We start from the raw sequence: 23,300 nt of genomic DNA on the forward strand, positions 1-23,300 counted from the left end.
TATCCTTTCACGGGTTCTTGCATAGAGGGAGCCCGGCGCTCATGGAACGCCGGGCTCAATCGTTCGTTCAAGCGCCGCCGCATTCAAGGCAGCGCCGCGAGACTTACGCCGCAGCAGCTTCGATCATCGAGCGGGCCTGGTCGAGCCAGCCGTCACGCTCGAGACGGCCGTTCAGCTTCAGGTCCTTGTCGAGCTGAGCGATATCGGCTGGCTGCATGGCAGCCAACTGCCAATAGTGGAAGATACCGGCCTCGTTCAGCTTCTTCTCAAGCTGCGGGCCGACGCCGTTGAGCTTGGTCAGGTCGTCCGGAGCGCCACGGGGAGCGGCCAGACGCTCGAACTGCTCGCCCTCATAGGCAGCCGTGTCGCTCGCCGGGAGCTCCTCCGCCATCGGGTTCTCGGACTCGCCGATATCGATGCCCATGGCTCCGGCGCCACGGGAAATGCCGTCGAGAGCGGCGCGGGCAACGAGATCGCAGTAGAGCGAGATTGCACGGCCGGCGTCGTCGTTGGCCGGGACCGGGAAAGCGATACCGTCCGGGTCGCAATTCGTGTCGACGATGGCGGCGACCGGAATGCCGAGACGGTTTGCCTCCTTGATCGCCAGCTGCTCTTTGTTGGTGTCGATGACGAAGATCAGGTCGGGCGTGCCGCCCATGTCCTTGATGCCGCCGAGAGCACGCTCGAGCTTCTCCTTCTCACGAGCGAGCATGAGGCGCTCCTTCTTCGTGAGGCCCTGGCCGCCGCCGGCGAGGATCTCGTCGACCTTGCGCAGGCGCTGGATCGACCCGGAGATCGTCTTCCAGTTTGTGAGCATGCCGCCGAGCCAACGGGAGTTCACGTAGTACTGAGCCGAACGCTTGGCGGCGTCGGCGACGGCATCGGCTGCCTGGCGCTTCGTGCCGACGAAGAGCACGCGACCGCCCCGGGCGACCGTGTCGCTGACGGCCTGGAGAGCGCGATGCATCATCGGAACCGACTGAGCGAGGTCGATGATATGGATGTTGTTGCGGGTACCGAAGATGTATTGACCCATCTTCGGGTTCCAGCGGTGGGCCTGGTGGCCAAAGTGAGCGCCAGCTTCCAGCAGCTGACGCATCGAGAAATCAGGAAGCGCCATAGTTTTTCTCCGGTTAAGCCTCCGCGGAACAGTGGGCCGGACCTTCCGGCCACCGGGATACCTCATGGGCTCACGAGGCGGTTTCCGCGTGTGGAATGGGGGCGCATATAGGGGCAAACGCCTAGAAACGCAAGTTGAAATAGCCTCTTGCCCCTTGAGACGCCGGAGCCCCTCGATTCCGCAGTCCTGAGCCGTTTCAAGCAGGCGTTTCGGTTGTATTCCGCGTCCGGTACGGCCTTCGGCAAGGTCTCTCCGGCATTCTCTCCGACGTCAGGGACCGGCCCCTCGCGACTCGGCCCGCCGTTCCGATGCTGCCCTAATGTATAGCTTCAGATCCTGAATGATAGGCCCTAGAAGATCGCCCTCGTGTTCACCATGGCGGGCATTCCCCGCGATCATAGGGAGTGAGAGATTGGCCGTAAGATCGAGCGACCACTGGATCGGCACGGCCAGCGGCAAGCTCTTCGCCAAGGTGTGGGCGCCGGCCACGCAACGCGGCACAGCGGCTATCGTTCTCTTGCACGACTCCCTCGGCTGCGTCGAACTCTGGCGTGATTTCCCGGAGCGTCTCGCAAGCGCCACCCGGCGGATCGTGGTGGCATATGACCGCCTGGGCTTCGGCAGTTCGGACCCTTATCCCGGCTTCCTGCCTACGAGTTTCATTCGCGACGAGGCGACAGACTATATCCCCCTTCTGCGCGAGCAGTTGGATCTCGGCGCCCTCATCCCGTTCGGCCACAGCGTTGGTGGCGGAATGGCCGTGGCGACGGCGGCGCATCTTCCCGACATCTGCGCGGCGCTTGTGACGGAATCCGCACAAGCCTTTGTGGAGGACCGCACCCTCGCCGGCATTCCCATTGCCAAGGCAGCCTTCCAGGAACCCGGCCAGTTCGAGCGCCTTGAGCGATACCATGGGGACAAAGCCAGGTGGGTGCTCGACGCGTGGACAGAGACGTGGCTTGCGCCGTCCTTCGCGCACTGGAATCTGGACGAAGCCCTGAACCAGGTCCGTTGCCCGACCCTCGCCCTTCACGGTGATCAGGACGAGTATGGGTCGGAGCGTCATCCCGAGCGGATCGCCCGCCTCACTCCCGGCCCGGCCGACCCTGTCATCCTGTCAGGATGCGGACACGTGCCTCACCGGGAGCAGCCGGAGCGGGTGCTTCGCGAAGTGACCCTTTTCCTTAAGGGAAGCTTCACCGAGACAGGGCGCTGATGGGCCCCGGCGTTCTGTGGATGCCTGCCTCCGAATCGACCAGTCCCGATCAGTTCATCTGCACATCCACCACCCCCGGCACGGCCCGGATCGCGCCGGCAATCTGGGGAGTGGCCATGTACTTGCCGGGGAGCTTTACCTCGACCTCTCTTTCGCCATCGTCGAGAATCAACACCAGGGCGACCTCGCCTTCGCCCCTTGCCTTCAGGCGTTCATACACGCCGGAGATGGGGCGCTCGTCGCGGAGGAAGATCCGCATGCCTTTCTGGTGCTTGGCAATAGCCTCCTCCAGCGGTTCCGCCATGCCGATGCGCGCCCTCACCTCTTCGCCCTCGACGCCCGCCTGGAGCATCAGGACCACGGCCGTGCCCGGTTCGAGCACGTCTCGCAGGCGCGCGAGCCCCTCGGAGAAGATGATGGCCTCGAACTGCCCGGTCTGATCAGAAAGGGTCAGGATACCCATCTTGTTGCCGGTCTTCGTACGGCGCTCCTGCCGGTCAAGGATCGTGGCGGCGACCTTGCCGACCGAGTTTCCGGCCTTCACCGAGCGGCAGAAATCCGCCCAGGTCTGGACCCGGAGCTTCTGCAGGAGATCGCCGTACTCGTCGAGCGGATGGCCCGAGAGGAAAAAGCCGACGGCGTCGTATTCCCGCTGCAAGCGCTCGGCCGCGGGCCAGGGCTCGTAGGGAGGGATGCGAAGCTGCACATCCGCCGAGGCCATGCCCCCGAACATATCGATCATGCCGCCATTGGCCGCCTCGTAGGATTGCTGAGCGAGACTCATCATCGCGTCGATGGACGCGCAGGCCTTGGCCCGATCCGGCTCAAGCTCGTCGAATGCACCCGCGGCGACGAGGTTTTCGAGGGTACGCTTGTTGAGCGCCTTGGGATTGATGCGGCGTGCGAAGTCTGCGAGATCCTTGAACGGTTCGCCGCCCCTCGCCTCAACCACCGCCTCGATGGCTTGGCGGCCCACGCCTTTCACCGCGGCAAGCGCATAGAGGATGGAGCCCTTGCCTTCCCCGTCGTAGACCACGTCGAACACCACGCCCGAGCGGTTGATGGACGGCGGCACTACCTTGAAGCCGAGGCGTTGCGCCTCGCGACGGAATTCGGAGAGCTTGTCGGTGTTGTCGAGATCGAGCGTCATGGACGCCGCCAGGAACTCCACCGGGAAGTTCGCCTTGAGATAGGCTGTCTGGAAAGCGACGAGGGCGTAAGCCGCGGCGTGGCTCTTGTTGAAGCCGTAATCCGCGAACTTGGCGAGCAGGTCGAAGATCTCGTTGGCCTTCGCCTTGTCGAGACCGCCCTTGGCCGCGCCGGACACGAAGCGCTCGCGCTGCGCGTCCATTTCGGCCTTGATCTTCTTACCCATGGCGCGGCGCAGAAGGTCGGCGTCGCCGAGCGAATAGCCCGCGAGGACCTTCGCGACCTCCATCACCTGCTCCTGGTAGACGATGATGCCGAAGGTCTCGCGCAGGATCGGCTCCAGCTTGTCGTGCGGGTACCAGTCCTTCTTGTTGTGCTCGTCCTTGCCGAGCTTTCGTGCGCAATAGACCGGGATGTTCGCCATCGGGCCTGGACGGTAGAGCGCAACGAGGGCGATGATGTCCTCGAAGCGGTCGGTCTCCATCTCCACGAGCGCTTTTCGCATGCCCGCCGATTCCACCTGGAATACGCCGACCGTCTCGCCGCGCCGAAGCATCTCGTAGGTCTTGCGATCGTCGAGCGGCAAGGCCGACAGATCAATATGGATGTTCTTGCGCTTGATGAGATCGACCGCCGTACGCAGGACGGTGAGCGTTTTCAGGCCGAGAAAGTCGAACTTCACGAGGCCCGCCTGTTCGACCCACTTCATGTTGAACTGGGTCACGCGCATGCCGGTTTTCGGGTCTCGGTAGAGCGGCACCAGTTCCTGGAGCGGACGGTCGCCGATCACGACACCCGCAGCATGTGTCGATGCGTGGCGATGCAGGCCTTCGAGCTTCTGCGCGATGTCGAGCATGCGCTTGACGACAGGCTCCTCCTCGATAGCAGCCTGCAGCTTTGGCTCGCCCTCGATGGCCTGTGCCAGCGTCACCGGATTGGCCGGATTCTGCGGCACGAGCTTGGTGAGCTTGTCCACCTGGCCGTAAGGCATTTCGAGCACACGGCCCACGTCGCGCATCACGCCGCGCGCCAGCAGCGTACCGAAGGTGATGATCTGCGCGACCTGCTCCTCGCCATAGCGCTTCTGCACGTATTCGATCACGCGCTCGCGGCCTTCCACGCAGAAGTCGATATCGAAGTCGGGCATCGAGACGCGTTCGGGATTGAGAAAGCGTTCGAAGAGCAAGGTAAAACGCAGCGGATCCAGGTCGGTGATCGTGAGCGCGTAGGCGACGAGCGAGCCCGCGCCCGAGCCGCGCCCCGGGCCGACCGGGATGTCGTGCTGCTTGGCCCATTTGATGAAGTCCGACACAATCAGGAAGTAGCCGGGGAACTTCATCTTGCGGATAATGCCAATCTCGAACGCAAGGCGGTCGTGATAATCCTGCTCTGTCAGGCCCGGTGCGGGTCCGTGCGCGGCCAGTCGCCGGGCGAGCCCTTCCTCCGCCTGGCGCTGCAGCTCCTCGCCTTCGTCGAGCGCGGCGGCATCAGGACCGGTGCCGAAATTCGGCAGGATGGGCTTGCGGGTTCTCACGCGCGTCGAGCAGCGCATGGCGATCTCGACCGTGGAATTGAGCGCATCCGGCAGATCGGAGAACAGCTCCATCATCTGCCGGCGGGTCTTGAAGTAGTGCTCTGGAGAGAGGCGACGGCGGTTGTCGTTGGAGACGATTTGGCCTTCCGCGATGGCGAGAAGCGCGTCGTGCGCCTCGTAATCCTTAGGCGAGGAGAAGAACGGCTCGTTGGCGGCCACGATGGGAAGGCCGTTGCGGTCAGCGAGCGCGATCAGCTCGCCCTCCACCATACGCTCCTCATCGAGGCCGTGGCGCTGGATCTCCACATAGAGCTGGTGCCCGAATGCATCCTTGAGAATGTCGAGGCGCGCCTGCGCGAGTTCCTGACGCCCGCCGTTGCGCAAGGCGGAATCGAGCGGACCGCTAAAGCCGCCGGTCAGGGCAATAAGACCCTCGCTGTGCGTCGCGAGGATGGGCGCGACGACGCGCGGCGACTCGCCGAGCGGCACGCCGAAATAGGCATGGCTCACGAGTCGCATGAGGTTGCGATAGCCTTCCTCCGTCTGCGCGAGCAGCACAATATTGGCGGGCTGGGGCACCACGCGCGCGATCGGATCCGCCTCCTCGAAGCAGACGGAGAGCTGGACACCCGCGATGGGTTGAATGCCGGAACCGGCCATCTTCTCGGAGAATTCGAGAGCGCCGAAGAGATTGTTGGTGTCCGTGAGTGCCAGCGCGGGCTGCTTGTCGGCAATGGCCAGCTTCGCCAGCTGGGCGACCTTCAGTGCCCCCTCGAGCAGTGAATACGAGGAGTGCATGTGCAGATGGACGAAACCGATATCCTGGAGAATGCGTGCCATGAAACTCTACTCAACGAACGGCACGCATAGTGGCACGATTCTTGGCAGGAAACCCTTAAGCGGGCCAGGTGAGGACTAGCTTCCTGTGAATCCCGCTCTCTGTGAATTGTGGGGACAGGTGTGGATTGCGCGTATCAGGCCATAGGCGCGAGGACCAGAGCCCAGATTGCCACGGCCGATCCGAACACGAAGAGAGAAGTGATTTCAGCGGCGGTTTCGATGATGATGCGAAGCATGTCTGATCTCCTGTTCTCGATGTGTTCATTTATGTTCGTCGAACGTTCTATGTAAAGTATACGCAGAGGCACCTGTGGAGAGACGGTGAATCGATCCTTAAGCCCGAGCGGGAATCGCGCCGTCTTTTGTCACGGCGTCTCGTTCCGTGAAGCGCGGCGCTTCATGCAGTGTGGGTCACAGGCAACAGGGCCGGCAGTGACGTGAGAATGTGGGGTGATGACGCTCCGTCCACCCTCGTGGCAGGACCTGTCCGGGTCATCCACGGCTTTGAACCGCCGCACCGATCAAGATGTGGATCCCCGGCGCGATGCCGGGGCCTGATCCCGGTCATCCCGGCCAGAAGCGCTCATCGCAGGGGATCGGAGAACGGTTTACGGCAGTTGGACGATCAACCCGTCGCGAATGGTGACGCGCCGGTCCATCCGCGCGGCAAGATCCATATTGTGCGTAGCGATCAGCGCGGCGAGACGGGAGGCGCGCACGATGGCCACCAGTGTCTGGAAGACGCGGTCGGCGGTGTGCGGATCGAGATTGCCAGTGGGCTCGTCCGCTAGCAGCAGGCGCGGCGCATTGGCGACAGCGCGAGCGATGGCCACACGCTGCTGCTCGCCACCCGAGAGCTCCCCGGGCCGGTGCTTGAGGCGCTTGCCGAGTCCAAGGAAGGTTAGGAGCTGGCTGGCCCTGTTCTCCGCCTCGCCCTTCGGCAGGCCGCGAATGAGCTGAGGAATCACCACGTTCTCGAGCGCGGACAGTTCCGGCAGCAGGTGGTGGAACTGATAGACGAAACCCAGCTCCTCGCGACGGACGCGCGTGCGATCCTTGTCGCCCATGTGCGAGGTCGGCTTGCCGCCTACATAGACCTCGCCGCCGTCAGGCTTCTCCAGAAGGCCCGCGACGTGCAGCAGCGTGGATTTGCCGGTGCCGGACGGCGCGATGAGGGCCACGATCTCTCCCGGCCAGATCGCGAGTTCTGCCCCGCGCAGCACCTCCAGGAAGGTGTCACCCTGGGGGTAGCGACGCACGACCTGAGAAAGGTGAAGGGCGGGCTGGGTTTGTCCGGACGCCATGATCAACCGTAACGCAACGCTTCGACAGGATCGAGCTTCGCGGCCCGCCAGGAGGGATAGAGGGTCGCAAGCAGGGACAGAACCATCGCCATGATGAGGATGGTCGCGACCTCGGTCGGATTCACGTCAGCCGGCAGACGGCTGAGGAAGTACAGCTCCGCCGGGAAGAGATTCGTATTCGTGAGTCGGGAGATCAAATCTCGGATGTGCTCGACATTGAGCGCCAGCAGAAGCCCGAGTCCGAAGCCCGCGATGGTGCCGACGATGCCGATGGATGCGCCGGTGATGAGAAAGATGCGCATCACCGCGCCGCGCGTCGCGCCCATGGTGCGCAGGATCGCGATGTCGCTTGATTTGTCCTTCACGAGCATGATGAGGCCGGAGATGATGTTGAGCGCCGCCACCAGAACGATGAGCGTGAGGATGAGGAACATCACATTGCGCTCCACCTCGAGCGCTCCGAAGAACGTGCGGTTGCGCTGCCGCCAATCGGTCATGAGGATCGGCCTGCCTGCTGCCTCCTCGATGGCCGCGCGGGCCTGATCCACTCGGTCGGCATCGTTGAGATAGACCTCGATCAGCTGCACGTCGCCCTGGCGGTTGAAATAGTTCTGCGCTTCGGTGAGAGGCATGAAGACGAAGGTGGAATCGAACTCCGACATGCCGATTTCGAACACCGCCTTGACCGGATAGCCCTTCACGCGAGGGGCCGTGCCGAAGGGCGTCGCCGCCCCTCGCGGTGTGATGAGGGTCAGCGTATCCCCCGCCTGGATCGAGAGGGCCTCGGCCAAGCGTCGGCCGATGGCGACGCCCTCGCCCTCATCGAAGTTATCCAGGGATCCCTGGCGAAGATTACCTGCGATATGCTCGATCTGGCGCAGATCATTGGAGCGAATGCCGCGCACGAGAACGCCGCTGCCGTTGTATTGTGAGGAGCCGAAAGCTTGACCTTCCACCAATGGGATCGCCCGCCTGACGCCCGGGACGGCGGCGATGCGCGCGGCGACCTCTGGGTAATCGGTGAGCGGGCTCTCGATGGGCGCCACGAAGATGTGGCCGTTGATGCCCACGATCTTGTCGAGCAGTTCCTTTCGGAAGCCGTTCATGACCGAGAGCACCACGATGAGCGTGGCGACGCCCAGCATGATGCCCAGGAACGAGAATCCCGCGATGACCGATACGAATCCTTCCCGCCGCCGCGTGCGCAGATAACGCCCCGCGAGCATCCACTCGAAGAGCGAGAAAGGCTTGGTCCCGGTCGGTGATTCTTTGGCCATGAGGCTTATTTATGCGCCGTGAGCCGTGAGACCACACCGTCGACCGACAAAAGCTCACGTGCACCGGTGGCGCGGTTCTTCAACTCTACCTTGCCCTCAGCAAGGCTCTTCGGCCCGATCAGTACCTGCCACGGCACACCGATGAGATCCGCGGTGGCGAACTTCCCGCCTGGCCGCTCGTCCCGGTCGTCGTAGAGCACGTCGCAGCCAGCGGCGGAGAGCTCACGGTACAGCCGCTCGCTTGCCGCGTCGGTGCCGGCATCCCCCACCTTGAGGTTGAGGAGCGCGACGTCAAACGGAGCCACGGATTCCGGCCAGATGATGCCGTTCTCGTCGTGGCTCGCCTCGATGATGGCAGCGATCAGGCGGCTCGGGCCGATGCCGTAGGAGCCCATATGGACCGGCCTCTCCTGCCCGTCGGGCCCCATGACCTTCGCTCCCATGGGCTCGGAATACTTGGTACCGAAATAGAAGATGTGGCCCACCTCGATGCCGCGCGCGGACATCTTTTTGTCATCAGGGACGCCATCGAAGGCGGCCGTGTCGTGCATCTCGGAGGTGGCGGCATAGAGCGACGTCCACTTGTCGACGGTACCCTGCAGGCTGGAAACGTCGTCGAAATCCGTATCCGCCGGCGGGATCTCGTAGTCGAGATAGTCCGAGTGGCAGAACACCTCGCTCTCGCCGGTGGAGGCGAGAATGATGAACTCGTGGCTCAAGTTGCCGCCGATAGGGCCGGTATCGGCACGCATCGGGATCGCCTTCAGGCCCAGGCGGGCGAAGGTGCGAAGATAGGCCACGAACATCTTGTTGTAGGAATGAACCGCGCCGGCCTGATCCAGATCGAATGAATAGGCGTCCTTCATCAGGAACTCGCGGGAACGCATGACGCCGAAGCGTGGGCGCATCTCGTCCCGGAACTTCCACTGGATATGGTAGAGGTTCAGGGGCAGGTCCTTGTAGGAGCGCACGTAGCCCCGGAAGATCTCGGTGATCATCTCCTCATTGGTGGGACCGAAGAGCATCTCGCGCTCGTGCCGGTCCTGGATGCGCAGCATCTCCTTGCCATAGGCATCGTAGCGGCCCGATTCCCGCCAGAGATCGGCCGACTGGATCGTCGGCATCAGGAGCTCGATGGCCCCGGAGCGATTCTGCTCCTCGCGGACGATGGCGCTGACCTTGTTGAGCACCCTCAGGCCCAGCGGCAGCCAAGCATAGATGCCCGCCGCCTCCTGACGGATCATCCCGGCGCGCAGCATCAGGCGATGGGAGACGATCTCCGCCTCTTTCGGCGTCTCGCGGAGAATGGGGAGAAAATAGCGGCTCAAACGCATAGGACGCCTTCAGTCTCGTTCAGGAATGGATCAGTGAGTCACGACTCGTTTCCAGCACACAACACAGGCGACGGTGAAAAGACAAGCTGCCTTCCCGCTCCGAGGCGTGCGACGGAATGGATTAGACGAAAGATCAATACAATAAGTGCCGTAAAATGCATCAGGCCCTGCCCAAAAATAGTGACACCGTTCGGGAAGCCAACTATAAAACGATTGCTAACGTCTCAGACCTTCAAACAGGCAGAGGCTGCGGTCCGAGTTTCGGGAGGAACGCGATCCCCAAGCGCTGAGCGAGGCGCGGGTGCTAGAAAGCCAGGATCAAAACAACGCCACAACAAGGCATTTCAGCAAGGCGAAAGCCTTGCTTTTTCTTTTCTTCCCGGGGCTTTTCGCGTTCTCCCCCCACCTCTTGTCCCAGCTATCGCGCCTTCATGGCTGAACGGAAACACGGACGACCGGGGCCAAGCCCGGACATGGCGATGGAGTTTCGCAAGATCGTCCCCGATCGGGCCCTCAAAGTCCCGCCAGCGGAAATACGGCCGCCACGAGAACCAGAACGACGGCTGACACCAGGCTCGTCCAGATCGCCTTTTCCTGGAGTCCATGGGCCGCCGGAGCTCCCGGCTCGGTGCCGGCCACGACTTCTCCGCTATCTGCTTGGCTTCGGACTCCGAATGGAAGAATCGCAAAGAGAAGGATCCACCAGATCACGAAATAGAGGGCGAGGCCTCCGCTCACCCGCAGATCGAAACCATTGACGACGATCGCAATACCGACAGCGGAAATGACGGCCACGACGGCCAGGGTCGACCAGAGCGAAGACGCAAGGATTTTTACAAGCTTTGTCAACAGCTTATCCTCAAACCTGCTCAAGCTCTATGAGGGTACCATTGAAATCCTTCGGGTGCAGGAAAAGCACCGGCTTTCCATGGGCTCCGATCTTCGGCTCGCCCGAACCCAGCACCCTGGCCCCGGACTTCACAAGATGGTCCCTCGCGACCAGAATATCGTCCACCTCGTAGCAGACATGATGGATGCCGCCATCCGGGTTCCGCTCCAGGAACCTGGCGATGGGGGAATCCCCGCCGAGGGGCTCCAGAAGTTCGATCTTGGTGTTCGGCAGGGTGACGAAAACCACCGTCACGCCGTGCTCCTCCAGTGCGGCGGGCTCCGACACCTGAGCGCCGAGCGTTCCTCGGTAGAGATCGGAAGCCGCCCCGAGATCCCGGACGGCGATGGCGACATGGTTCAGACGGCCGAGCATGGGCTCCCCCAAAGAGCGAACGAGGCCGTCTTATACCTCGATTACGAGAACATGACAGGCGGGCTTCTTGCCCCATTCCTGATTCACTGCGGCGCGCACCGCCCGGTGAACGGCGTTCTCCACAGCCTCGGGGTCGCGCCGCTTGGCCTTGGGCAAGCTGTCAAGCAGATCGGCTACCGTGTCGGCGATGATATCCGTCAGGTCCCGGCCCTGCCGGTTCTTCTCAGGCAGTCCCATCGCATCCACTACCGGATCGCCGGCGATCTCGCCGCGGTCGTCGATGGCGATGGCGACGGTCACGATACCGGCGAAGGCGAGCTTGCGGCGCTCCGGAATGGCGCGTTCGCCAGCCGGAATAACGATATTGCCATCCTTGTAGACCCGCCCTGCCGGGACGGAGTCTATGATCTCGGCCTTGCCGGGCGCGAGGCGCACGAGAGTCCCGTTCTTGGCGCGCACGACCTCCGGCACCCCCTGCTGTCGCGCGAACTTGGCATGCTCCGCCAAGTGCAGCGGCTCGCCATGGGCGGGAATGGCGATACGCGGCCTGGTCCACTCGTACATCTTCGCAAGCTCGCCGCGGCGAGGATGACCGGATACGTGGACCAGCTCCGTGCGGTCGGTGATGACCTCGATGCCCTGCTCGATCAGGCTGTTGATGATGGAGCCGATGCCCTTCTCGTTTCCTGGGATGGCGCGGGAGGAGAAGATCACGCGGTCCCCGGCGGTCAAGGCGATGTCTGGATGTTCGTCGGAAGCAATCCGTGCCAGCGCCGCGCGCGGCTCGCCCTGCGAGCCGGTGAGAACGGCGACGACCTTGTCGCGCGGGATGTAGCCGAAATTCTCGGCGGAACGGAATTCCGGCAGGTCATCGAGATAGCCGCACTCCTTCGCGACATCCACGACGCGATCCATGGCACGGCCGACGACGACCACCTCACGTCCGCACTCCCGCGCGGCTTCCGCCACGGAGCGGATGCGCGCCACGTTGGAAGCGAAGGTGGTGATGGCGACACGATGCGGGGCATCCTCGATGAGGGCTGCCAGGTTCTTCGCCACATCCGCCTCGCTGGGACTTTCGCCCTCCCGCACCACGTTGGTGGAGTCGCAAACGAGCGCGAGAACTCCCTCTTCCCCTAGCTTCCGGAAGGCCTCTTCGGACGTGAGGCTGCCGAGATATGGCGTCGGATCGAGCTTCCAGTCGCCGGTATGAACCACGAGGCCCTGCGGCGTGCGGATCGCGAGCGCATTCGACTCCGGGATCGAGTGGGCCACCGGCACATACTCGATTTCGAAAGCGCCGAGTTTCAGGCGCTGCCCGGGCGCGATCTCGTTGAGCTCGATCTTCGGCGCGTTCGCCTCGGACAGACGGCGGGTTTCCAGCAGGCCGATTGCGAATTTGGTGGCGTAGACCGGTGCCCGCAGGCGCGGCCACATCTCGACCAATGCGCCGATATGATCCTCGTGCGCATGGGTGATGAAGATGCCGAGCAGGTTGTGCCGCTCCTCTTCGATGAAGCGCAGGTCCGGATAGACGAGATCGATCCCCGGCAGTTGCTCCTCGCCGCCGAAGCCCATGCCGCAATCGACCAGAATCCACTGCCGCTCAGCCTCGGGCCCGAAGCCGTAGAGGGCAGCGTTCATGCCGATTTCGCCGAGCCCTCCGAGGGGCAGAAACACCAATTCGTCCTGAGGGGATGCCATACTTGATCAAGACCTTGTCATGCCAGCGCTAAGGTTTGGCTATATCGTGCAGCAAATGGGAAAAATAAAGGTCGCCCGCGTCGATGAGCTCCGCTCCGGATACGGTTTTCAGCTGAAGACGGCCTGACCGGTCGAGGCCCTCGAAAATACCGCGCCTCTCACCGGATGGAAGGCGAACGGCCACCTCCTGTCCGATTCCGGCCGCCCGCTCCAGCCATAACCTGCGGATGGGACCGAAGGGATCGGCGGCATTCATGCGCGCCGCGTTCCGCCAGGCGGCAAAAGTTCGTGCGAAGGCTGCGGAAAGCGCCCGGAACATCGCTTCGCGGGTCAATCCCGGCCTGACCGCCTGAAGAGCCACCGCAGGATAAGGCGTACCTGACGGGGCGAAGGCCACATTCACGCCAAAGCCGATCACGATCGCCAGCCTTCCGCGGCCATCGAGCCTGTGACCTTCGAGGAGAAGGCCGGAAACCTTCGCTCCGTCGAGCAGAAGATCGTTCGGCCACTTGAGGGAAAGGCGCGGTGCACTGATACCCGTAAGAGACTCGACGGCCTCGTGCAAAGCGAGGCCCGCGACGAAGCCGAGTTGCGGGGCATACTGCGCTTCGCAGGGATCCGGCAGGAGGAGGCTGGCATAGAGATTGCCTTGCGGCGACGACCATTGCCGGCCATGCCGCCCCCTGCCCGCGCGCTGTTCCGCCGCCACGATCCAGAGCGGCCCCGGATCGCCGGAGCGCGCTGCCTGGAGTGCATCGTCGTTGGTCGAGTCCGTCGCCTCGACGGAGACGAGCCGGTAGCCGGCGGATTCGGCTTCAGGCGACAGAACCACCATCAGAACAGGGAGCGAGCCGCAGCGCCCGCCGCAGCAACCAGCGGAGCCGGAACGATGCCGAAGAGCACCACGAAGACGCTGGACAGGCCAAGCACCAGTTTCACGCCGGCAGGCATGGAATCGTAGGCGGCCCCAGGCTCGTCGAAGTACATCACCTTCACGATGCGAAGATAGTAATACGCTCCGATCACGCTGGTCACGACGCCGATGATGGCGAGAGCCACGAGGTTGGCGTTGATCGCCGCGTTGAACACCGCGAACTTGGCGAAGAAGCCGGCGAGCGGCGGGATGCCCGCGAGCGAGAACATCATCATCGCCAGGCAGAAGGCCATAACCGGATGCGTGCGGGCGAGGCCCGACAGGTCATCGACGTTCTCGAACATGACGTTGCCGCGGCGCAGGCCGAGAATGACCGCGAAGGCGCCGAGCGTCATGGCGAGGTAGATGGCCATGTAGACCCCTACACCCTGGATGCCCTCGACCGTCCCGGCCGCTAGCCCGATCAGCGCATAACCGACATTGCCGATGGAGGAATAGGCCATCAGGCGCTTGATGTTGCGCTGTCCGATGGCGGCAAACGAGCCGAGTGCCATCGAAGCGATGGAGATGAAGACGATGATCTGCTGCCACTGACCGACGATGTTGGGGAATGCGTCGATGAAGACGCGGGTAGCCATGGCCATGCCCGCCATCTTTGGAGCAGCGGCAAAGAACGCCGTCACGGGAGTCGGCGATCCCTCGTACACGTCCGGCGTCCACATGTGGAACGGCACGGCCGAAATCTTGAACGCGATACCGGCGGAAACGAACACGATGCCGATGATGGCGCCAATGCCCACCTGCCCCTGGAGGATACCTGCGATCGCGGGGAACGACACGCTTCCGGTGAACCCGTAAACCAGAGAGGCGCCGTAGAGCAGCATGCCGGAGGACAGGGAGCCCAGAACGAAATACTTCAGGCCGGCCTCCGTCGAGCGGACATTGTCGCGGTCGAAGGCGGCGATCACGTAGGACGACAGGCTCAGCAGCTCAAGGCCGAGATAGAGCGCGATCAGGTCGTTGGCCGAGATCACCATCATCATGCCGAGGGTCGAGAGCACGATCAGGATCGGATACTCGAAGCGGCTGATGCCCTCGCGGCGCATGTAATCCATCGAGAGGATCACGCCGCCTGCGGAGGCGACCAGGGTGAGCGCCTTCATGAACTTGGCAAAGCCGTCGACGATGAAGGAGCCGTACATCGTCTCGACGGGCTCGTCCGGCAGCATCAGCACCGCCACGAATGCGACGGCCAGAAGCGCGAGGGCGATGACGTTCATGCTCTCCCCGGGGCGCTCGCCGCGGAGTGCGCCGAACAGGACCAGGACCAGAGCCCCCGCTGCCAGGATGATCTCCGGCAGGACTGGGCCGAAAGCGGGAATGGTGAGGACGGGGTTCATCATGACCTCAGTGTGCGGCAACAGCGGCCGTTTTCACGGTGGAGAGCGCGGCCTGGACGCTCTGCATGAGAGCATCCGTCGGCACCGCGAAGGTATCGAGGATCGGACCGGGCTGCACGCCGTAGTAAATGATCAGCAGAATGAGCGGCGCGAAGGTGATGATCTCGCGCCGGTTCAGATCCGTGATGGTCTGGAGCGCAGGCTTGTCGATTTCTCCGTAGACCACGCGGCGGTAAAGCCACAGCGCATAGGCTGCAGAGAGAATCACGCCCGAAGTGGCGAAGAAGGCCACCCAGGTGTTCGAACGGAACGCGCCCATGAGGGTCAGGAACTCGCCGATGAAGCCAGAGGTGCCGGGAAGCGCCACGTTGGCCATGGTGAGAATCATGAACACTACCGCGTACATGGGCATCCGGTTCACCAGACCGCCATAGGCCTTGATCTCACGGGTATGCATCCGGTCGTAGATCACGCCGACGCACAGGAAGAGCGCGCCTGAGATCAGCCCGTGGGAGATCATGGTGAACATGGCACCCTGGATCCCCTGCTCGTTCATGCTGAACAGACCCATGGTCACGAAGCCCATATGCGCCACCGAGGAATAGGCGATGAGCTTCTTGATGTCCTCCTGCATCAAGGCGACCAGCGAGGTGTAGATGATCGCGATGACCGAGAGGGCGAAGACCAGCGGGGCGAAATAGACGGACGCGTCCGGGAACATCGGCAGAGAGACTCGAATGAAGCCGTAGCCGCCCATCTTCAGGAGCACGCCTGCCAGGATCACGGAGCCGGCCGTCGGCGCTTCCACGTGCGCGTCGGGAAGCCAGGTGTGGACCGGCCACATGGGCATCTTCACCGCGAAAGAGGCGAAGAAGGCGAGCCAGAGCCAGATCTGGAGGTTATACGGGAACTTGAACGCCAGCAGCGTCGGAATGTCAGTGGTGCCTGCCTGCCAGTACATGGCCATGATGGCGAGCAGCATCAGAACAGAGCCGAGCAGCGTGTAGAGGAAGAACTTGAAGCTGGCATAGATGCGCCGCTTGCCGCCCCAGATGCCGATGATGAGGAACATCGGAATGAGGCCCGCCTCGAAGAACAGGTAGAACAGCACGAGATCGAGCGCGCAGAACACGCCGATCATCGTCGTCTCGAGAACCAGGAAGGCGACATAGTATTCCTTCACCCGATGTCCAATGGATTCCCACGACGCCAGGATGCAGAACGGCATCAGGAACGTTGTGAGCAGGACGAGCGGGATCGAGAAGCCGTCCACGCCGAGCTTGAAACGGATCGTGTCCGTCAGCCAGGCGTGGCTCTCCACCAGCTGGAACGAGGCAGTTGCCGTGTCGAAACGGTTCCATGCCACGAGCGAGAGCACGAAGGTCGCGATCGTCGTGGCGAGCGCCACCCAGCGCGCATTGGACCGGGCCGCGTCGCTGTCCCCGCGCAGAGTCAGGATAAAGGCTGCGCCGATGAGCGGCAGGATGAGAAGGCCCGAGAGGATGCCGAAGCCGAACATTAGTGGGCTCCCCTGAAGAGATAGAAGGTCACGAGAGCCGCAACGCCGATCAGCATTGCGAAGGCGTAGTGGTAGACGTAGCCGGTCTGGACCCGAACCACGCCGCGCGTCACGTCGAGCACGCGGGCAGATATGCCGTCGGGTCCGAGGCCATCAATGATCCGCTGGTCGCCCGTACGCCAAAAGAAGCGGCCAATAGCCATGGCGGGACGCACGAAGATGAGGTCGTACAATTCGTCAAAGTACCACTTGTTGAGAAGGAAGCGGTACAGGATCGGGTGATCCGCAGCGAGCTGCGCGGGCCTCTTGGCGTCCACGATGTACATGTAATAGGCCAGCACGAAGCCGAGGGCCATCATGACCGTGGGCAGATACGGTACCCAGCCCGGGATGTGATGCATCTCCTCCAGGATGTTGTTATCGGGACGGGTGAACAGGGCACCTTTCCAGAATTCTTGGTAGCCGTGTCCGAGAAATGCGTCGTGGAAGACGATGCCGGCAACGACCGCGCCGATCGCCAGCACGATGAGCGGCAGCACCATCACCAGCGGGCTCTCATGGGGTGTGTGAGCCCCATGGTGGCCGTGCTCGTGATCGGCGTGGGCAGCCGGCTCCACGTCATGGCTGTGGTCGTCATGCTCAACGCCTTCGTGATCCCCATGGGCATGGTGATCGGCGTTCGACCAGCGCGCGTTGCCCTCGAAGGTGAGGAAGAACAGACGCCAGGAATAGAAGGAGGTCATGAGGGCGGCAACCACTGTCGCCAGGAAGGCGAAGGAGCCTGCCGAGCTATGGGAAGCGTAGGCCGCCTCAATGATCGCGTCCTTGGAGTAGTAGCCCGCCGTGAAGGGGAATCCGGTGAGCGCAAGGGTGCCGATGGCCATCATTGCCGTGGTGAGCGGAATGTATCGGCGCAGGGCGCCCATGTTCCGCATGTCCTGCTCGTGGTGCATGGCATGGATGACCGAGCCAGCGCCCAAGAACAGCAGAGCCTTGAAGAAGGCGTGGGTGAAGAGGTGGAACACGCCGGCTCCGTAGGCGCCGACGCCGAGGCCGACGAACATGTAGCCGAGCTGCGAGCAGGTCGAATACGCGATTACCCGCTTGATGTCGTTCTGCACCAGTCCGACGGTCGCTGCGAAGAACGCCGTGATGCCGCCGATGATCGTGACGACCGTGAGCGCCGCAGGAGCGTACTCGAAGACCGGCGAAAGACGCGCGACCATGAACACGCCAGCGGTTACCATGGTGGCGGCATGGATGAGCGCGGAAACCGGGGTCGGGCCCTCCATCGCGTCAGGGAGCCAGGTGTGCAGCAGGAACTGAGCCGACTTACCCATCGCGCCCATGAAGAGCAGGAGACAGGCGATCGTCAGGGCGTGCCACTCGATTCCGAGGAAGTGGAAGCGGGCATCGGCGAACTCCGCCACTCGCGGGAAGATCGTGTCGAAGGTGACGCCGTTAAACAGAACGAAGAGCGTGAAAATGCCGAGCAGGAAGCCGAAATCGCCGACGCGGTTGACGATGAAAGCCTTCATGGCCGCGGCGTTGGCGGAGTCCTTCTTGAACCAGAAGCCGATGAGCAGATAGCTCGCCAGGCCCACGCCCTCCCAGCCGAAGAACATCTGCACCAGGTTGTCCGCCGTCACCAGCATGAGCATGGCGAAGGTGAAGAGCGACAGATAGGCGAAAAAGCGCGGACGGTGCGGATCCTCGTGCATGTAGCCGATGGAATAGAGGTGCACGAGCGCGGATACGGTGTTGACCACCACCAGCATCATGGCGGTGAGCGTGTCGATGCGGAAAGCCCAGTCAACCTGGAGGTCGCCAACGGACATCCACTGGGCCACCTGGACCCGAACCACCGGTTCCTCGCCGAAGCCCACCTGGATGAAGGACACCCAGGACAGAACCGCCGACACGGCCAGCAGCGCCGTGGTGATGATCTCGCTCGGCCGGGCGCCGATGATGCGTCCGAAGAGGCCTGCGATGAGGAAGCCGACGAGCGGCAGGAAAACGATTGCGTGGTACATTGCGCTTACTTAGCCGTTAGGGCTTAGCCCCTCATCATGTTCACGTCTTCGACCGCGATGGAGCCGCGGTTGCGGAAGAAGACCACCAGAATGGCAAGCCCGATAGCCGCCTCCGCAGCCGCCACCGTGAGGATCAGCAGGGCGAAGACCTGGCCGACGATGTCGTTGAGATGCGTCGAGAAGGCCACCATGTTGATGTTCACCGAAAGCAGGATCAGCTCGATCGACATCAGGATGACGATAACGTTCTTCCGGTTGATGAAGATGCCGAACACGCCGAGCGTGAAGAGCACGGCGGCGACCGTGAGATAATGGCCCAGTCCGATAACCATCGCGTGTCTCCTTAGATGCCCTGGCGGAAGGGAACCTTCCGAACCTGGACGGCGGTTTCCTGAGTACGGGCGTTCTGCATCGAGATGTTCTGGCGGCGCACGCCCACACGCTCACGCAGCGTGAGCACGATGGCACCGATCATGGCGACCAGCAGGATCAGGCCAGCGGCCTGGAAGAAGTAGAAATAGCGGGTGTAGAGCACTTGCCCGAGGGCTTCGGTGTTGGTCATCACGTCCGGCGCCGGGATCGGCACCGCCGGTGCCCGGATGAGACCGGGATCGATCACGTAGGCACTCACGACGAAGATAAGCTCGATCAGAAGGACGATGCCGATCAGGGCGCCGAAGGGCAGGTATTGCAGGAATCCCTGGCGGAGCGCCGCGAAGTCCACGTCGAGCATCATGACGACGAACAGGAAGAGCACCGCGACCGCGCCCACATAGACGATGACCAGGATCATCGCGAGGAATTCGGCTCCCATCATCAGGAACAGGCCGGCCGCGTTGACGAAGGCCAGGATGAGGAAAAGCACCGACTGCACGGGATTGCGCGAGGCGATCACCATGAAACCGGAAGCGATCGTAATCGTCGCGAACAGATAAAAGAAGGCGGCGGTAACCGTCATGCTCAACACAAGCCGCCCGGGAGCGGCCCCTTCCGACGTGACCAGGGGGATCCTCAGGGGAATCCGTCGGCCTGTCTATAAATTCCGAATCCGGCGGGAACAACCCGCCGGAGGTGCATGCCCCCTGCCCCTTGCGAAGGCAGGAAGCGGTTCTTAGCGATACGGCGCCATCTTCGCGATATTCTTCGCGATCTCACGCTCCCAGCGCTCGCCGTTCTCAAGCAGCTTGGCTTTGTCGTAAAGAAGCTCCTCGCGGGTCTCTACGGAGAATTCGAAGTTCGGCCCTTCGACGATCGCGTCCACCGGGCAGGCCTCCTGGCACATGCCGCAATAGATGCATTTGACCATGTCGATGTCGTAGCGAGTCGTGCGGCGGGTGCCGTCGTTGCGCCGCGGGCCGGCCTCGATGGTGATCGCCTGAGCGGGGCAGATCGCCTCGCAGAGCTTGCATGCGATGCAACGCTCTTCTCCGTTGGGGTAGCGGCGCAGCGCGTGCTCCCCCCGGAAGCGCGGTCCCCGGTGGCTCATCTCGAACGGATAGTTGAGCGTGGCCTTCGGCTTGAAGAAGTACTTCGTCGTCAGGATGAAGCCCGCCACGAATTCCTTCAGCAGAAGGGCATTGAAGAATTGACCGATCTTCATGTCGATCTCCTTAGCGTATGCCCGGCGCATTGCCGGTCGCCATCAGCACGCCCGCCACGATGATGACCATAGCCAGCGAGAGTGGAAGGAACACCTTCCAGCCCAGTCGCATGAGCTGATCGTACCGGTAGCGCGGCACGAGGGCCTTCACCATGGCGATGAGAATGAAGAGGAAGCTCGCCTTTAGCACGAACCAGATCACGCCCGGAACCCAGGTGAAGGGCGCGAAGGGGATCGGGGAAAGCCAGCCGCCGAGGAATAGGATCGTGCCGAGCGCGCACATGGTCATGATGGCCACGTATTCGCCGAGCATGAACAGCAGGTACGGGGTCGAGGAATATTCCACCATATAGCCCGCAACGAGTTCCGACTCGGCCTCCGGCAGGTCGAAGGGCGGGCGATTCGTCTCGGCCATGGCCGAGATGAAGAACACTACGAACATCGGGAACAGCGGCAGCCAGTACCACCCAAGGATGCCGAGGCTCGTATTCTGCGATTCGACGATGCCCGACAGGTTCAGGGTCCCCGCGCACATGAGCACGGTCACGATGACGAAGCCGATGGAGACCTCGTAGGACACCATCTGTGCCGCCGAACGGAGCGCGCCGAGGAAGGGGTACTTCGAGTTCGAGGCCCAGCCGCCCATGATGACGCCATAGACGCCGAGCGACGAGATCGCGAAGATGTAGAGAATACCGACATTGATATCGGCGATGACCCAGCCCGCATTGAGCGGAATGACCGCCCAGGCCGCAAGCGAGAGCGTGCACATGACCAGCGGTGCCAGGAGGAACATGCCCTTGTTGGCCGGGGCCGGGATGACTGGCTCCTTCAGCACGAACTTGAGAAGGTCCGCGAAGGATTGGAGCAGGCCCCAGGGTCCGACAACGTTCGGGCCGCGCCGCAGCTGAACCGCCGCCCAGACCTTGCGGTCGGCATAGAGCGCATAGGCGATGAAGATGAGGAGCGCGACGAGCAGGAGCAGGCTCTTGCCCAGCATGATCGCGACAGCGAGGAGAATGTCTCCGAGTTCCATGATCCGCTCCTCTCTTACTCGGCCGCTTCGAGCTTCAGCTCACGGGCGAGGGCGGAGCACTCGGCCATGACGCCGGAGGCGCGGGCAATCGGGTTCGTCAAGTAGAAGTCCTTCACAGGGCTTTCGAAAGCCTCTCGGTCGGGGGTTCCGCCAATGCCCGCAAGCGCCTGGATAGCGGCCGAGCCGTCGGCTGGCTGGACCGTATCGACGGCGGCGAAATGCGGGTGAGCCGCATAGAGTTTCGCGCGCAGGGCGTTGAGCGAGTCGAACGGCAGGCGGCGGCCCAGCACATCGGAGAGCGCGCGCAGGATCGCCCAGTCCTCACGGGCCTCTCCCGGAGCGAAGGCCGCACGGTTGGCCATCTGCACCCTGCCCTCGGTGTTCACGTAGGTTCCGGATTTCTCCGTGTAGGTGGCAGCCGGAAGGATCACGTCCGCGCGGTGAGCGCCGCGATCCCCGTGGGTTCCCTGATAAACCACGAACGCGCCGGGGGCGATATCGATCTCATCGGCACCGAGGCTGAACAGGACGTCAACGCCACCCTGGGCCATCTGCTGAGCGGTCAGGCCGCCCTCTCCCGGCACGAGGCCGAGATCGAGCGCGCCGACCCGGGATGCCGCCGTGTGAAGGACCGAGAAACCGTTCCAGCCGTCCTTCACCGCACCCACGTCCTGAGCGAGCTTCGCGACGGCTGAGAGGACGGCGAGGCCGTCCGGCCGCGCAAGAGCCCCCTGCCCCACAATGATCAGCGGTCGCTCGGCCCCGCGCAGCTTCTCGATGAAGCTGTGGCGGCCGGAGGCCAGCTCGGAGAGCGTGTCGGGTCCCGCGCCGAGATACTCATAAGGATAGGTCAGATCCACGTTTTCGCCGATCAGAGCGATCGGCGGCGGAGCTGCGCGCCAGCGCTTGCGGATGCGCACGTTGACGAGCGACGCCTCATAACGCGGGTTGGAGCCCACGATCAGGATCGCGTCCGCATCCTCGATGCCGGGAATAGTGGTGTTGAAGAGATAGGAGCCCCGCCCATAGGCTGGCGACAGCACGGTGCCGTCCTGGCGGGCATCGACGTTCGTGACCCCGAGGCTCTCCATGAGCAGCTTCAGGGCGAACATCTCCTCCACGGCGGCAAGATCGCCGACGATGGCGCCGATCTTCTCAGGCACGCTCCCCTTCACCTTCGCGGCGATGGCCGCGAAGGCCTCCTGCCAGGAAGCCGGGCGCAGACGGCCGTTTTCCCGCACGAACGGACGGTCGAGTCGCTGCAGGCGCAGCCCGTCGACGATCTGGCGGGTCTTGTCGGAGATCCACTCCTCATTCACCGCCTCGTTGACGCGCGGCAGGATGCGCATGACCTCTCGGCCACGGGAGTCTACGCGTATGGAAGAGCCGACCGCGTCCATCACGTCGACGGAGTCTGTCTTGGTGAGCTCCCAAGGACGGTAGTGGTAGGACTCGGGCTTGTGGGTGAGCGCGCCGACCGGGCAGAGATCCGCGATGTTGGCCTGCAGCTCGGAGCCGAGCGCCTTTTCCAGATAGCTCGTGATCTCCATGTCCTCGCCGCGCCAGAGTGCCCCCATATCAGGCACGCCCGCGACCTCGGCGGTAAAGCGCACGCAGCGGGTGCAATGAATGCAGCGGTTCATGGAGGTGCGCACGAGCGGGCCGAGATACTTGTCGGTGACCGCACGCTTGTTCTCGTGGAAGCGGCTGGTATCGACGCCGTAGGCCATGGCCTGGTCCTGCAGGTCGCACTGGCCGCCCTGGTCGCAGATCGGGCAGTCGAGAGGGTGATTGATCAGGAGGAACTCCATCACGCCCTCGCGCGCCTTCTTCACGGTCGGCGACTTGGTCGAGATTTCCGGCGGCTCCCCGTTCGGTCCCGGACGGCAGTCGCGCACGCCCCAGGCGCAGGAAGCGACCGGCTTTGGTGCGCCCTTCACCTCTACGAGGCACATGCGGCAATTGCCGGCGATCGAGAGCCGCTCGTGGTAGCAGAAGCGCGGGACTTCGGCCCCTGCGGCCTCGGCGGCCTGGAGCAGCGTGTATTCGGCGGGAACGTCGACTTCGACGCCATCAACGATGATTTTAGCCATCTT

At 63.1% G+C, this 23,300-nt stretch carries 18 protein-coding genes; 1 reads left to right on the forward strand and 17 read right to left on the reverse strand.

From position 1 onward, the window contains the following. Nucleotides 1-103 precede the first annotated feature (103 nt). A complete protein-coding gene (locus tag GR328_RS05765) occupies nucleotides 104-1,120 on the reverse strand; it encodes a 30S ribosomal protein S2 (protein ID WP_160883573.1) in 1,017 nt (338 codons plus the stop codon). A gap of 412 nt (nucleotides 1,121-1,532) precedes the next feature. Between GR328_RS05765 and GR328_RS05770 the strand changes: the two genes are divergently transcribed. Further along, a complete protein-coding gene (locus tag GR328_RS05770; protein ID WP_246215709.1) occupies nucleotides 1,533-2,336 on the forward strand; it encodes an alpha/beta fold hydrolase in 804 nt (267 codons plus the stop codon). Nucleotides 2,337-2,385: 49 nt separating this feature from the next. Here GR328_RS05770 and dnaE read toward each other — a convergent pair whose 3' ends face one another. The 16 genes from dnaE to nuoG all read right to left on the reverse strand — a co-directional run bounded on the left by dnaE (nucleotide 2,386) and on the right by nuoG (nucleotide 23,297). Beyond that, nucleotides 2,386-5,859, reverse strand: coding sequence for a DNA polymerase III subunit alpha (dnaE, locus tag GR328_RS05775; RefSeq protein ID WP_160883575.1), 3,474 nt, complete (start codon nucleotides 5,857-5,859; stop codon nucleotides 2,386-2,388). Nucleotides 5,860-6,467: 608 nt separating this feature from the next. Continuing rightward, complete coding sequence (locus GR328_RS05780; RefSeq protein ID WP_160883576.1) at nucleotides 6,468-7,163, reverse strand: ABC transporter ATP-binding protein; 696 nt, start codon at nucleotides 7,161-7,163, stop codon at nucleotides 6,468-6,470. A gap of 2 nt (nucleotides 7,164-7,165) precedes the next feature. Then, entirely contained in the window at nucleotides 7,166-8,440 is a 1,275-nt protein-coding gene (locus GR328_RS05785; protein ID WP_160883577.1) for a lipoprotein-releasing ABC transporter permease subunit, read from the reverse strand. A 5-nt stretch (nucleotides 8,441-8,445) separates the two neighbouring features. Beyond that, complete coding sequence (gene proS / locus GR328_RS05790) at nucleotides 8,446-9,774, reverse strand: proline--tRNA ligase (protein WP_160883578.1); 1,329 nt, start codon at nucleotides 9,772-9,774, stop codon at nucleotides 8,446-8,448. Between the two features lie 513 nt (nucleotides 9,775-10,287). Further along, nucleotides 10,288-10,623: a DUF1467 family protein gene (locus GR328_RS05795; RefSeq protein ID WP_246215710.1), complete on the reverse strand. Its 336-nt coding sequence runs from the start codon at nucleotides 10,621-10,623 to the stop codon at nucleotides 10,288-10,290. A 10-nt stretch (nucleotides 10,624-10,633) separates the two neighbouring features. Further along, entirely contained in the window at nucleotides 10,634-11,038 is a 405-nt protein-coding gene (gene mce, locus GR328_RS05800; RefSeq protein WP_160883579.1) for a methylmalonyl-CoA epimerase, read from the reverse strand. A 30-nt stretch (nucleotides 11,039-11,068) separates the two neighbouring features. Next, a complete protein-coding gene (locus GR328_RS05805; protein WP_160883580.1) occupies nucleotides 11,069-12,742 on the reverse strand; it encodes a ribonuclease J in 1,674 nt (557 codons plus the stop codon). A 28-nt stretch (nucleotides 12,743-12,770) separates the two neighbouring features. Further along, complete coding sequence (locus tag GR328_RS05810; RefSeq protein WP_160883581.1) at nucleotides 12,771-13,577, reverse strand: biotin--[acetyl-CoA-carboxylase] ligase; 807 nt, start codon at nucleotides 13,575-13,577, stop codon at nucleotides 12,771-12,773. Beyond that, the gene (nuoN, locus tag GR328_RS05815; RefSeq protein WP_160883582.1) at nucleotides 13,577-15,016 is read right to left on the reverse strand and encodes an NADH-quinone oxidoreductase subunit NuoN; all 1,440 of its coding nucleotides are present in this window, start codon (nucleotides 15,014-15,016) and stop codon (nucleotides 13,577-13,579) included. The genes GR328_RS05810 and nuoN overlap by 1 nt, the downstream gene beginning before the upstream one ends. A 7-nt stretch (nucleotides 15,017-15,023) precedes the next feature. Beyond that, nucleotides 15,024-16,535 (reverse strand): NADH-quinone oxidoreductase subunit M, encoded by a 1,512-nt coding sequence (locus tag GR328_RS05820; RefSeq protein ID WP_160883583.1) that lies wholly within the window; start codon nucleotides 16,533-16,535, stop codon nucleotides 15,024-15,026. Then, the gene (gene nuoL / locus GR328_RS05825) at nucleotides 16,535-18,568 is read right to left on the reverse strand and encodes an NADH-quinone oxidoreductase subunit L (RefSeq protein WP_160883584.1); all 2,034 of its coding nucleotides are present in this window, start codon (nucleotides 18,566-18,568) and stop codon (nucleotides 16,535-16,537) included. Before nuoL ends, GR328_RS05820 begins: the two co-directional genes overlap by 1 nt. 23 nt (nucleotides 18,569-18,591) lie before the next feature. Next, a complete protein-coding gene (nuoK, locus tag GR328_RS05830) occupies nucleotides 18,592-18,900 on the reverse strand; it encodes an NADH-quinone oxidoreductase subunit NuoK (protein ID WP_116529820.1) in 309 nt (102 codons plus the stop codon). 11 nt (nucleotides 18,901-18,911) lie between these two features. Continuing rightward, nucleotides 18,912-19,526 (reverse strand): NADH-quinone oxidoreductase subunit J, encoded by a 615-nt coding sequence (locus GR328_RS05835; protein ID WP_160883585.1) that lies wholly within the window; start codon nucleotides 19,524-19,526, stop codon nucleotides 18,912-18,914. Nucleotides 19,527-19,679: 153 nt separating this feature from the next. Beyond that, nucleotides 19,680-20,168: an NADH-quinone oxidoreductase subunit NuoI gene (gene nuoI / locus GR328_RS05840; protein ID WP_160883586.1), complete on the reverse strand. Its 489-nt coding sequence runs from the start codon at nucleotides 20,166-20,168 to the stop codon at nucleotides 19,680-19,682. A 10-nt stretch (nucleotides 20,169-20,178) separates the two neighbouring features. Continuing rightward, nucleotides 20,179-21,204: an NADH-quinone oxidoreductase subunit NuoH gene (gene nuoH / locus GR328_RS05845; protein ID WP_160883587.1), complete on the reverse strand. Its 1,026-nt coding sequence runs from the start codon at nucleotides 21,202-21,204 to the stop codon at nucleotides 20,179-20,181. 14 nt (nucleotides 21,205-21,218) lie between these two features. Next, the gene (nuoG, locus tag GR328_RS05850) at nucleotides 21,219-23,297 is read right to left on the reverse strand and encodes an NADH-quinone oxidoreductase subunit NuoG (protein WP_160883588.1); all 2,079 of its coding nucleotides are present in this window, start codon (nucleotides 23,295-23,297) and stop codon (nucleotides 21,219-21,221) included. Between the last annotated feature and the right edge of the window lie 3 nt (nucleotides 23,298-23,300).

The organism is Microvirga makkahensis, from assembly GCF_009830105.1.
Classification (GTDB): Bacteria; Pseudomonadota; Alphaproteobacteria; order Rhizobiales; family Beijerinckiaceae; genus Microvirga; species Microvirga makkahensis.